This is a genomic window from Burkholderia sp. SIMBA_062 (genome assembly GCF_046534765.1).
Taxonomy (GTDB): Bacteria; Pseudomonadota; Gammaproteobacteria; order Burkholderiales; family Burkholderiaceae; genus Burkholderia; species Burkholderia ambifaria.
Genome location: NZ_JAWRYD010000012.1, coordinates 151748 through 164728, shown reverse-complemented (window position 1 = coordinate 164728; position 12981 = coordinate 151748). Strand labels below are relative to the sequence as shown.

Below are 12981 nucleotides of genomic sequence, written 5' to 3'. Positions count from 1 at the left end.
ACGGCCGATGCCGGATCCGGTGTTGCGGTCATTCAATTAATTTATCGTAACGCCCGCGCTTGCCGATGAGATCTCCCGAAACATTCCCGGTGGCGCAGCAGGATTTATGAATAAATTAATCAATGTCGATTATAAAAACATCGACGACCATTGTTTAAATTCGGGAAATTATTGAATTTAATTATCGCCCGATCAAACAAATTGTCCGCGACAGCAAAGGTCGCCAAATCCATCTCGTCATTCAATGACGTCGTACCGTTGTAGCGCTTGTCCGGCGGTCATTTGCGCGGTGATGAAGAATGCGACCCTTCATTTACGATCCCAAAAATTGGTCGAAATGTGAAGGATTGCAATATAAAACCGCCACGCCGGGTATTCCGGTTGCAGTGCATGATTTTATTTGGCAGGATTTTCATCAGGTTGTCCGGTTTTAAAACAACAAAGCGATCGACAATTCAATTTAACGAAATAACGCGCGGCGCGCCGGGCGACGATTGGAAAGGAAGCTGACCAGGAAAATCAGGTAACGAGGCGGCGAACGGTCGGCAGCGTTCGCGATCATTGAATCAATCGCTTGTCCGGTGGCGTCGATGCGTCACGCGAGCGATCCGGGCGAATCCGACACGGGGCGGCCATGGCGATACTCAAGAACGATTCTTCGGGAGAAGCATGCCTGCTCCGCGCGTATCACGTGTTCGGCCGCGACGACACGCGCTGCGACACGGTCATCCGGGATGGGTCGGTGTCGCGTGTCCATGCCCATATCCGCTGGGTCGGCGGGCTTTGGGAACTCCACGATCACAGCAGCAACGGCACGTCGGTATCGGGCGTGGCGTTGCGCGACGGCGAGCACGCGGTGCTGCAGCGAGGCGACGTGATCCGCTTCGGCAGGGCCGGCATTGCACCGTGGCGTATCGATACGCTCGACGATCCGGCCGATACGCTATGGCCGATACGAGGCGCCGCGGCCCCGATCGTGCTCGCACCGCGCCAGATCCTGCCTGCCCCGGCCGCGCAGCCGGTCACGATCGTCCGTTCGCCGGCCGGCGAATGGCTATGCGACGACACGTTGCCGCCACGCGCGCTCCACGACGGCGATGAAGTGTCGACCGGCGACTTCGCGTGGCGCCTCACACTCGTGCGCCACGGCTCGACGGTGATGCTCGCCGCACCCGCCGATCCGGCCGCGCCGGCGCAATTGCTCGAATTCTTCGTCAGCCGGAACGAGGAGCACGTGCGCATGCTGCTGCATGTCCGCGGCGGCGTGGTCGACCTCGGCGAGCGCGCCCATCACTACAGCCTCGTCACGCTCGCCCGCGCACGCGCGGCCGACATGCAGGCCGGCTACGACGCCGCCACGCAAGGATGGATCGAACTCGACCGGCTGGCACGCATGCTCGGCATCGATACGTCCCATGTCAACGTGCAGATTCACCGCGCCCGGAGCCAGTTCGCGGCGTTGCCGGGGCTGGGCGCGCGCCAGCTCGTCGAGCGCCGGCGCGGCAGCGTCCGTTTCGGCGATTTTTCGTTCCGCGTCATGCGCGGCGAGCACCTCGAATGCCAGTCGGTGCCGGCCGCCGGGCCGCGTATCGGCGTGCAGCGTGCGGCGCCGGCCCCGATTGTCCATTGCCCGTGAACGCGCGCGAACCGGCCGTGTTGCCGACCGCATTTCGCCCGCCAGCCGGGCCGGACGCCGTTGCGCCGCACCAGCATGCCGCGCCTTTCGCGGCGCTTGCCGGCAAATGGCATTACCGGCTCGGCGCGCTGCTCGGCGAAGGCGGCAACGGCGTGGTGTTTCGCGCGACCTGCGGCGAGACGGGGCAAGATGTCGCGATCAAGCTGATGCGGGACGATGCCGCGCTGAGCGCGGCGGAGCGCGCGCGCCGGCGTGCGCGCTTTCGGCGCGAGACGAGCCTGTGCGAGGCGCTGCGGCATCCGAACATCGTGGCCCTGCTGGATCAGGGGGAAGCGCCCGACGGGCGGCTGTTCGCCGTATTCGAACTGGTGCAGGGCAGCACCGTGCGCGACCGGCTCGCGGCGCAAGGGCCGCTGTCGGCCGTCGACACGGGGCGGCTGATGACGGAGGTGCTCGACGCGCTCGCGGCCGCCCATCGGCGCGGCATCGTGCACCGGGATCTGAAGCCGCAGAACATCGTGATCACGATGGCCGATGACGGGCCGCACGCGAAGCTCCTCGATTTCGGCATCGGTGCGTTGCTGCCCGGCGCCGAAGACGTCGAGCGCGACACCGCGACGCTGGCGACCGAGGTGCTCGGCTCGCCGCCCTATTGCGCGCCGGAGCAATTGCGCAACGAGCCGCCGACACCCGCAAGCGATCTTTATGCGTGGGGCCTGATCGTGATCGAATGCCTGACGGGCGATGTCGTCATGCAAGGCGCGAGCGTGGCCGACATCCTCTATCAGCAGTTGAGCCCCGTGGATGTCGCGCTTCCGCCATCGATCGCGTCGCATCCGCTCGGCGCGGTACTGCGGCACGCACTGAACAAGAATCCGCAGCAGCGCGCCGCGTCGGCCGACGCGCTCGCGGCGCAGTTTCGCGCGCTCAACTTCGCGGCGCTCGTCGGCCAGTTCGATGCCGGTCGCGCGGGCCGGCGGATGCATCCGCGCCCGCTTGCACCGCACGGCGAGACGACCGCCGCGCTCGGCGAGTTCCGACAGATCACCACGCTGTGCTGTTGCGTGACGATCGCCGGAGAGGGCCGGCAACGCCATGCCGGAACCGAGCACGGCAATGCGCTCGACGGCTACGAGGAACAGTGGCTGACGAAGTGCGCCGATATCGCCGTCGGTTACGGCGCGCACGCAGGCGGACGGCTCGGCGACACGCTGCTGTTCCATTTCGGCCTGCAAGGCGATATCGACCGGCCCGAGCGCCGCGCGGTGCGTGCGGCGCTCGACATCGTGCGGGTAGCCGGGCGTGCGCGACTGCCGGTGCCGGCGGCGGCCGGCGGCCGCGTTGCCGGGGCAGGAGACAGCTGGCGGGTCGAAGTGGCGGCCGCGATTCACGTCGGGCAGGCGCTCGCGTATGCGTCGCACATGTCGGGCGGCTCGACGCCCGCCGCGGCGTCGCGGCTGCTGCGGTTGGCCGGGCCCGGACAGATTCTGATCAGCGACGATGCGCGGCTCGCGCTCGAACGGCATGCCGATTTCCGGCCGACCGCGTTGCGGCTGGCGCGGGCGGGCCTCGTGCCGCAGCCGGTTCACGAGTTGCTCGGCGAGCGGCACGCCGATACGCCGTTCGATTCGCTCGACGCCGGCATGCGTGCGCCCATGGTCGGCCGCGCGCGCGAGCTCGACGCGCTGCTGCATGCGTGGCGGGAAACGCAAGGGCGCCTTCGTCGCGCGATGCGCGGCGAGCCGGCGCCGCACGGTGTGCCGCGGCTCGTCGTCGGCGACGCGGGGCTCGGCAAGTCGCGGCTCGTGCACGCGCTGTGCGAGGCCGTCCGCGCCCGGGGCCACGCCTTCGCGCATTGCGGGTGCCTGCCCGAGCGGGAGAACCACGCGCTGTTTCCGGTCCTGCGGTTCATCGGCGCGCATTGGCATATCGATGCCGATAGCCCGCCCGGCATCGCGCTCGCGGCGATCGACGCGATGATCGCGCCGCTCGATTGCGATCATGCGGCCGCCCGTGTCGCGCTCGCGACCTGGCTGGGGCTGCCCTGCGACGCGAAGGGGCTCCTGTGGTCGAGCGTGCGCGAGCAGCACGCGTTGTTCGATGTCCTCGAGCAACTGATCGTGTCGCTGGGCAATGGCGCGCCGGTCTTGCTCGTGATCGAGGACGTTCAATGGATCGATCGCTCGACCGAGGACTTTCTCGCGTATCTGCAGCGCTCGCCGCGCGCGGCGGCCCTGTGCATCGTGCTCACGTCGCGTCCCGACAAGCTCGCTCGCTGGCGCGGCGCGACCGACCGCGTGGTGCTGCGCCGCCTGCCGCGCGACGACGCGCAGCGCCTGCTGTCGGCGCATCTGGGCGAGGGCGCGTTCGATCCGGCGTGGCTCGACCAGCTTGCCGATCGCACGGCGGGCATCCCGCTGTTTATCGAGGCCGTCGCGCGCGAGTTGACGATGAGCGGCGCGGACGGCTCGCCCGCGGGGCCGGGGGCAACGGACCCTTATCCGCTTCCGCTCAGTCTCGGCGGCATGCTCGGTCTTGCATTCGACCGGATCGACGGCGCGCGCGACACCGCGCAGCTCGCCGCGACCATCGGGCTCGAGGTGGATGCGCAACTGCTCGCCGACGCATCGCCGCACGATCGGGGCACGCTCGACGCGCATCTGCGGCTGCTGCTCGAAGAGCGGATCGTGTATGCGCAGCATCGGCGCGATCGCGTGTTCTATTCGTTCCGCCATGCGCTGATTCGCGATGCCGCGTATGAATCGATGCCGCCGGCCGTGCGGCGCGGCAATCACGCGCGCGTCGGCCGTGCGCTGGTCGCGCAAGCCGATCGCGGCGCCGGTGCGCATGCGTTCGGCGTCGCCGGGCACTTCGCGCGCGCGGGCGCTTGCGCGGACGCGATCGCCCACGGCATCGACGCGGCGCGCCGCGCACTCGAACGTTCCCGGTACGACGACGCGATCCGCTACGGGCAGACCGTGTTCGAGTGGCTCGGCACGGCCGACCACGCGCAGCGCGAGCACGACAGTGCGCGTATTCGCGCCACGTTGACGCACGCGACGATGGCGCGATTCGGCTGGGCGGATCCGCAGGTGCGCGAGCATGCGGAGCAGTTGCTGCGGCAAATGCAGACGCTCGACGATCCGGAACTCGAGATCAGTGCGTTATGGACGCTGTCGACCTACTACCACGTCGCAGGCGATCGTCCCACCGTGCGCGGGATCGGCCTGCGGCTCGACGCGCTCGCGACCGAGCGCGGCGATGCCGGCGTTCAGGTCGCGGCGGACGCGATGCGCGGCATGAGCCTGTGGGTCGACGGCCACTATGCACGCGCCCGCGTTGCGTTCGACGCGGTGCTGGCCGGCTACGACGTGCGGCGCGACGCGGGCCACCGGCGCATCCTGGGGCTCGATACGCGCGCATGGACGATGGCATCGCTGGCGAGCGTGCGCTGGTGCATGGACGACGACCCGCAGGCCTCGCTCGCGATGGCGCGCGAAGCCGTGTATTGCGCGACCTGCCTCGACCATCTGCCGACGCTCGGCGTCACGATGCTGTATCTCGCACGCACGTACCAGCTCGCGGGCGATCGCGACGCGGCGCGCTCATTGTCGGCAGCGCTGCTTCGCCTGTCGGAGGCACACCGGCTGCGCGCGGTCGGGCACTACGCCGCGATCATCCATGCGTGGGCGCAAGAGGATCGCGCGGGCGTCGTCGCGCATCTCGATGCGCAGCGCCAGTCGGGCGGCCTGCTGGGGCTGACCTACTACGCGTCGCTACTTGCCGAGCTGGATGCCGGGCGCGGCGACTACGACGCCGCGCTCGCGCAGATCCGGCAATGTCTCGCATGGTGCGAGTCGACCGGCGAACGGTATTACGAAGCCCAGCTGTTGCTGAAGCAGTGCGAGTACCTGCGCCGGGCCGATCCGCGCTTCGGCGGCGTGGCCGCGCTGGACGCGTGCCGGCGCGCAGTCGAAATTGCAACGATGGCGGGCATGAGCCGCATCGCCAGGCTCGCCGAAGCGACGTTGCAGTCGTTGCCGTAAGCAGTTCCAATCGTCATTCAGGAGAACAGACCGATGAGCAAGGATCTTCGATTACCGACGTACGATCAGTTTCTCGAATACCGCGCGACCGTCATCCGGGCGATCGCGCTCGCATGGCATTCGCCGGCATTTCTCGCCGAACTCGAGAACGATCCGGTCAACGCATTGCGCGAGCATTTCGACTATCACTTTCCGTTCAAGCTCGACCTGAAGGTGCAGATCAAATCGTCGGCGTGGACGCCGACCGTCAACGGCGACTGGACGGCCGGCCACAAAAACAAGCTCACGCTGTATTTGCCGCCCGCACCGGCGGACGAGGCGCAATTCGCGCAGGCACTGGCCGCTTACAACGCGAACCACATCACCATCATGGAATGACTCCGGGGAAACCGACATGGCAAAGGACAACGCTAATCCGACGCTCGAATCGATGCTGGAGTTTCAGAAGGTCTATCTGCGTGCGATCGCGCTTTCGTGGCGGGACCCGGCATTCAAGCGCGAACTGCTGGATAAGCCGCTGGATACGCTCGCGAAATACTTCGGCTATCAGTGCCCGTGGATCCTCGACATCGAGATCGAGAAGACGCACGGCGATCATGGCTGGACGAGCGACGGGAAGGGCGGCGGAAGCTGGAACCTGCCGCGCAACGTGATGACGGTCGGCATACCGGAGCAGCCGACGAACCTGGACGAGGAGGCCGTTGCGCTCGCGGCGTACTGCGACGCGGGGCCGTGTTACCTGTTCACCTGCTGTTGACCCGGCGCGGCCAAGCCGCGCACCGACGCGCGGCCCGGGGCGGTTGCCCAGGGCCGCGCGACGTTTTTCCGACCCGCCGCACGGAACCAGACGATGCTCGATGATCTTTCGCGCGTGTTGCGCTTCAAGCCGCATTTGCTCGTGCTCGATGCGGGGCCCGAGACCCTGTTCGTCGTCGACGAGTTCAAGCGCACGATGCTGTCCGGTGCGATCTTCGTGCGGATCGCCGCGTGCCTGCGGGCGCGCATGACGATCGCCGCGATCGTGACGACGCTTGCCGGCACGTTCGGCGAATGGGACGTGCTCGCGCGGCTCGACCACCTGGTGCGCCGCGGGTACGTGCGCGGCGATCCGCCTCACGACGACGACGCGGCGCGCGGCTTCTTCGAGCGCGCTGGGCTCGACGGCGACGCGGCTTGCGCGCGCGTCGCCCAACTACGCGTCGCGGTGGAGACGTTCGGTTCAGATGGCGCGGCGCTCGAGCGTGCGCTCGGTACGGCGGGCATCGAGGTCGTCAAGGAGGCCGAACTGACCGTTGCGATCGCCGATACGCACGACCGCGACGATCTCGCCGCGTGCGCCGCGCGCGTGACGGCGCGCGGCGGCGCATTGCTCGTCGTGGCGGCCGGCGGCGTGCAGACGCTGATCGGGCCGTTGCTGGCCGGCGGCGCGCATGCCGATGCGCCATGCATCGAATGCGTGCGCTACTGGATTCGCATCAACCGGCCGGTCGAGGCGCTGCTTGCGCGCCATCACGGCAGCGCGGCAACGCGTCTGCCGCCGGCCGCATCGCGTGCCGGCGCCGCCGCCGCCGCGGCGCTCATTGCGGCGACGGTCGAGCAGATCGCGGTCAACCGCACGATAGCGGAGCGTTCGCAAACGCATATCGTGGCGCAGCGCATCGATACGTTGGCCGTCGAACGGCACCGCGTGATCAGGCGTCCGCAATGCCCGTGCTGCGGCAATCCCGCACGGATGCGCGAGCAGGCGGCGCGTGCGCCGCGCCTCGCCGGGCAGGTGCCGTTGACTCACGTCGACGGCGGCTACCGGAGCGCCGATCCGCAACAGGTGTTCGAGCGTCACGCGCATCTGATATCGCCGGTTAGCGGCGCGATCGCTTATCTGCATCCGATGCCGAAGCGGCACGCGGGCCTGCGCAAGGTCTATGCGTCGGGCTTTCTGGTGTGCCCGGCCGCCGTACCGGGCAGCAACCGGTTCGACAGGATCTGCTCCGGCAAGGGCCGTACCGACGAGCAAGCCCGCGTGAGCGCGCTATGCGAAGCGCTCGAACGATACAGCAGCGTGTATCAGGGCGACGAGGCGAGGTTGACCGGCAGCATGGAAAGCCTGGTCGCCGATCCGGCTTGCGACGCCGAGCCCATCCACGTGAACGATCTTCAGCAGTTCAGCGAACGGCAATTCGATGCGCGCGACGCGATCAATGCATTGACCCGCGATGTCCGCAAGCAGGTGCCGCCGCGCTTCACGTCGCGCGACGTGATCGACTGGACGCCTGCATGGTCGCTCGTGAGCGGCAGGCGCCGCCTCGTGCCGCTGAGCTACTGCTATGCGGAAACGCCGGACAGTGCGCAGGCGCCGGCCGCGTGCGTGCACAACCCCAACGGCTGCGCGGCCGGTTCGAGCATCGACGAGGCGATTCTGCAAGGCATGCTCGAATTGATCGAGCGCGATGCGGTCGCGATCTGGTGGTACAACCGGCTCGTACGCCCCGGCATCGATCTCGCGAGTTTCGACGACCCGTATTTCGACGCGCTCGTGCGTGAATACGCGACGCTCGGGTGGCGTTTGTGGGCATTGGACATCACGACTGATCTCGCGGTGCCGACCGTGGCCGCGCTGGCGGAAAATCCGCAGGACGGGCGCTTCTCGATCGGCTTCGGCTGTCATCCGGACGGCCGGATCGCGGTGCAGCGGGCGCTGACCGAAGTCAACCAGTTGCTCGATGTCGCCGCGGATGCGCCGCATCCGTGGGATCGCGACAAGCTCCCGGCAACCGGATTCCTGTATCCGGCGGCGCGCGCGCGCGCGACGACGCGTTCGACGTGGCAGCCGGTCGATGCCGCGTCGTTACCGGCAGCGCTCGTGCATTGCACCGGGCGCATTGCGGCGGCAGGCTTGGACGTGCTCGTCGTCGACAAGACGCGGCCCGACATCGGCTTGTCCGTGGTGCAGGTCATCGCGCCGGGGCTGTGCCATTTCTGGCCGCGGTTCGGCGCGCGACGGTTGTATTCGGTTCCGGTCGAGCGGGGTTGGCGTGCGCAGCCGTGCGATGAAACGGAGTTGAATCCCGCGCTGCTGTTTCTGTGACATGGCCGCGGGCGCGTCAGCGGCGGCGGAACGCACCGGGCGGACCGATTCGGCCCGCCAGGTGCCGCCGGGCACCGCGTGCGGATCATGCCCCGGCCATGTCGAGGTGCCCGTTCGGCATCACTGATTGCTGATGGTGAGGTACGCATCCCACGTGATGTAGCCCTTCAGTTGCGCGTGCCGGTCGTAAATGGCGGCGACGAACGAATACGTTTCGTTGTTGCCGGGGCAGAGCACGGTCGCTTGCGCGTAGTAGTCCGCGCGTGCTTCCTCGTTCACGCTGTTGTTCTCGGGCCAGCCCCGCGCCGGATAGGGCTCCGTGCTGTTGTCGGTGAGGTACGAAACGTAGCCCAGCAGATTGGCGGTCTTCGGAACGAAGTTATACAAGAAGCACTTGTAGTTGGCCGTGCCGGTCAGCGACACGGTACGCCAGCGGATCACGTCGCCGACCTCGGCCTTGATCCGCAAATTGCTGCCTCCTTCGCCCTCGTTCGATCCCTGCGTCGTGCCCTGGCCGTAGCCGTACGCCGCATTCGCCAGCGTCGTGATCATGTAGACGGTATCGGGATTGTTGCCGAGCGACGTCGGCTGGCCCGGATGCTGGCTGAGCGAGTTGTCGTTGCTCTTCAGGATTTCGTCGACATCGAACGCGATCAGCACATCGATGTATTTGAAGGTATCCAGAATCTTGGACATGGCTATTCCTTTCGCGCTTTCTCGTTGAAAAACACTCTGCTGAGTGACGACGCTCGTGGCATCCGCATCTCTTCCATCCTGCGAAGCGGCGCTTGCGGAGAAGGCGGCGCGCGGAAGAGTATCGACAGCGTACGAAGGATCGATCGGCGAATCGATTACACACGCTTACAGCACGCGTGCAGGTGAATCCTGCATCCGGTGCGCGCATGTCAGAGCGTCGCCGGAACCCGCGTCCTGCAGTGGGCCGGCTATGTCGATGCTTCGTACCCGGGATCTGCCGATGTCGATCGACACGCCGAGCGATTTCGGCGGCTGGGCGGACAAGCTCGAAGGCTGGACGTGAGGGGAGCAGAGGTGCGGTAGTCGTCGTCGAGCGGGATGAAAGCGGCGACCCGCCCCGGCGCCGCGCCTTCATCGTCGGGCAATCCGGATTCGCGAAATATTGGGCTCGTGGGGGCTGCGAAAAAGCCTTGCAGCAGGACGCTGCGATCCGCCTGGCACGTCAGCGGATTCGCACCACGCCGATCACGTCACGCGTTCGAAGCACGCCGATACGCATCCCGATACACCCCCGGACTACACCCGAACCGCGCCTTGAACGCCCGCCCGAAATGCGTGATGTCCGAAAACCCGCACGCGATCGCGAGTTCCAGCAGCGTGCGATTGGTATCGGCCGGATCTTCCAGCGCGCGGCGGCTCGCCTGCAGCCGATACTCTTGAATCAGGCTCTGCGGTGTGCGCTCGGATGCGGCCAGCGCGCTATATAACGTGCGCCGCGACACGTTCAGTGCGCTCGCCAGCTTGTCCGGCGACAAGTCCGCATCACTGTAGTGATGCGACAGGTAGATTTCCGCGTTCATGCGCAGGGCCGCGCTGCGCGCATCCGCACCGGTCAGCGAATCGCTCGCCTCGCGTCGAATCACCGAATCGAGCAGCATCAGCGTCGACTGCTCGAAGCCGAACAGGCTTTCCGGATCGTTCGGCACCTGCCCGTCCATCAGGTAATGGATCGATTGAAGGGCCAGTTGCGCATTGCCGACGGTCCGGCACACCTGCACGCCCGCACGCTCCACGAACCAGCGCCACATCGTGCCGCTTCGCGGCGGCGTCAGCGCGGCGACGAAGCGCGATGCGTTCGCCGACTCGATCATGTATGGCTGCGTCGCATCGTAGATCACCCACTCGCCGGGATTGACGGTCGACGTCGCGTTGCGCTGCGTGACGCGGCTTTGTCCGGCGATCTGGAACAGGATCTTGTAGCAATCGGTGTCGGCGCGCGACGCAAGCGAGCGATCGCGATCGACGCGGATCGCGGTGGTGTCGACCTCCGCCATCCGCAGGCCGCCCACCATCGCAACCCGCACCGACATCCGGAACTGCGAGCCGGTGTCGTGAAAGACCAGCGGCAGGAAGCTGTCCGCGATCAGGTCACGCAAGTTCGCGCTGCTGTTGCTCGCGTCGACGACGAGTTCGTGTGCCATTGCCGGAAGAGGGAGAGGGCCGGGGAACGCGTCAAGGTTAATGCAAACGGCCGGGACGCGCGTTCAAACGCCGCCATTGTCGGGAGCGCTGCCCCGCGGCGTCAATCGTGGTTTCTCCACGTTCTCCCGGGCCGCCGCCGCGCGACGGCATCGATCTGCACGCTGAAGCCAAAAGTGTGCACGCAACGCCGAACGGCGCCGGCGGCGCATCCCTAGAATCGGAAAGCGGTCGGCAAGCTGTCCTGTCGAATCGGGCGTGTGCTCGCACGCAGCCCGTCGGCGCGTCGAACCGCACGGGCTGGCTCGCGCCATGAAAAACAACCACCGATTTTCAAGGAGACGCCGCCGAAGGCCGGGCGACGGACGCATGCGGCGCCAGCGCGCGCCGACGAACGTCGCGCGCACGACAGCGGGCGCATACCAGGATGTCCGATAACACTTTCGATTACATCGTCATTGGCGCCGGCTCGGCGGGCTGCACGATCGCGACCCATCTCGTCGAGCGCGGCCTGGGCACCGTGTTGCTGCTGGAAGCGGGTGGCCACGACAAGGATCTGTTCATCCACATGCCGGGCGGGCTGGCGAAGGCCATTCCGCGCTACACGTGGCCCTATGCGGCCGAGCCGTCGGACGACGTGAAGGGCCGCTCGATCGCGGTGCCCCAGGGGCGCGTGCTCGGCGGCTCCAGCTCCGTCAACGGAATGCTGTACGTGCGCGGGCACCGCAACGACTACGACCGCTGGGAGACCGAATTCGGCTGCAAGGGCTGGGGCGCGGACGACATGCTGCGCTACTTCGCGAAGGCCGAGAACAACGAGTCGCTGACGGCACCCTATCACGGCAACAACGGGCATCTGCAGGTCACGGAGATCCGCTATCGCCATCCGCTGTCGCAGGCGTTCGTGCGGGCGGGCCAGCAGATGGGGCTCGACTACCTGGTCGACTACAACGGCGAGCGGCAGCAGGGCGTCGGGTTTTATCAGGCGACGATCTTCAACGGCGAGCGCGGCTCCACGGCGGCGACCTACCTGAGCGCGATCCGCAACCGTGCGGAATTCAGCCTCGAAGTCGATGCGCTGGTCGAGCGCGTGGAAATCGAAGGCGGCCGTGCGACCGGCGTCACGTATCGGCGGGGCAACCATCGCGTGACGGCGCGCGCCCGGGCCGAAATCATCGTGTCGGCCGGCGCGATCGGCTCGCCGAAGATCCTGCAGTTGTCCGGCATCGGGCCGCAAAAGGCGCTCGAGGATGCCGGCGTGCAGGTCAGGCACGTACTGCCGGTGGGCGAGAACTTCCACGATCACATGCACATGTCGGTCAATGCGACGATCCGCACGCCGGTGTCGCTCTACGGCCAGGACAAGGGCTGGCGCGCGCTGAAGCACGGCATCCAGTGGAAGTGGTTCCGCTCGGGCATCCTGACGTCGCCGGTGCTCGAAGGATTCGCGTTCGTCGATACCTGCGGGCAGGGGCAGCCGGACGTGCAGTTCCACTTCCTGCCGACGATCGACTCGTTCGACGATCCGATCGGCGTGACGGCGGGGCGCACGCACGGCATCACGATCAAGACCGGCCATCTGCAACCGTATTCGCGCGGCCGCGTGACGATCCGCTCGTCGAACCCGCAGGAGCTGCCGCGCATCGACGGCCGCTATCTGGCCGACCGCCGCGACGTCGACGGCCAGATCCGGGCGGCGAAGCTCGCGCTGAAGATCCTGCGCCAGCCGGCGCTCGCGGAGCACGTCGACGAGATCTTCTCGCCGGACTGCCCGCCCGACGACGACGCGGGGATCGAGGACTGGGTGCGCGGCGCGGCGAAGACGGTCTATCACCCGGTCGGCACCTGTCGGATGGGCACGGACGCGGCGTCGTCCGTCGTCGATCCGCAACTGCGCGTGCACGGTATCGCGGGGCTGCGCGTGGCCGACAGCTCGACGATGCCGAGCATCCCGAGCGGCAACACGAACGCGCCGACCATCGCACTCGCCGAAAAGGCGTCGGACCTGATCGCCCACGCGGCCTGATCGGGCCTTTCAC

8 protein-coding genes are annotated in these 12981 nt (G+C 67.2%); 6 read left to right on the top strand and 2 right to left on the bottom strand.

Features of this window, described 5'->3' with window-relative positions; genetic code table 11:
- Nucleotides 1–634 precede the first annotated feature (634 nt).
- From SB786_RS15765 to SB786_RS15745, 5 genes are all read left to right on the top strand, one after another.
- Nucleotides 635–1636, top strand: a complete 1002-nt coding sequence (locus SB786_RS15765; RefSeq protein WP_410728240.1) for an FHA domain-containing protein — start codon at nt 635–637, stop codon at nt 1634–1636.
- Nucleotides 1633–5682: a TOMM system kinase/cyclase fusion protein gene (locus SB786_RS15760; RefSeq protein ID WP_410728238.1), complete on the top strand. Its 4050-nt coding sequence runs from the start codon at nt 1633–1635 to the stop codon at nt 5680–5682. The genes SB786_RS15765 and SB786_RS15760 overlap by 4 nt, the downstream gene beginning before the upstream one ends.
- A gap of 33 nt (nt 5683–5715) precedes the next feature.
- A complete protein-coding gene (locus SB786_RS15755; protein WP_175656997.1) occupies nt 5716–6060 on the top strand; it encodes a BMA_0021/BMA_0022 family TOMM bacteriocin in 345 nt (114 codons plus the stop codon).
- A gap of 16 nt (nt 6061–6076) precedes the next feature.
- On the top strand, nt 6077–6439 hold the full coding sequence (locus SB786_RS15750) for a BMA_0021/BMA_0022 family TOMM bacteriocin (protein ID WP_011659927.1): 363 nt from the start codon (nt 6077–6079) through the stop codon (nt 6437–6439).
- A 93-nt stretch (nt 6440–6532) separates the two neighbouring features.
- Nucleotides 6533–8767, top strand: coding sequence for a TOMM precursor leader peptide-binding protein (locus tag SB786_RS15745; RefSeq protein WP_410728235.1), 2235 nt, complete (start codon nt 6533–6535; stop codon nt 8765–8767).
- Nucleotides 8768–8887: 120 nt separating this feature from the next.
- Here the strand turns inward: SB786_RS15745 and SB786_RS15740 are convergent, their stop codons facing one another.
- On the bottom strand, nt 8888–9463 hold the full coding sequence (locus SB786_RS15740) for an AidA/PixA family protein (RefSeq protein WP_410728234.1): 576 nt from the start codon (nt 9461–9463) through the stop codon (nt 8888–8890).
- A 530-nt stretch (nt 9464–9993) separates the two neighbouring features.
- On the bottom strand, nt 9994–10944 hold the full coding sequence (locus tag SB786_RS15735; RefSeq protein ID WP_410728233.1) for a helix-turn-helix domain-containing protein: 951 nt from the start codon (nt 10942–10944) through the stop codon (nt 9994–9996).
- A 425-nt stretch (nt 10945–11369) separates the two neighbouring features.
- On the opposite strand from SB786_RS15735, the gene SB786_RS15730 reads away from it, so the two are divergent.
- Nucleotides 11370–12968 (top strand): GMC family oxidoreductase, encoded by a 1599-nt coding sequence (locus SB786_RS15730; protein ID WP_410728232.1) that lies wholly within the window; start codon nt 11370–11372, stop codon nt 12966–12968.
- The last annotated feature ends 13 nt before the right edge of the window (nt 12969–12981 follow it).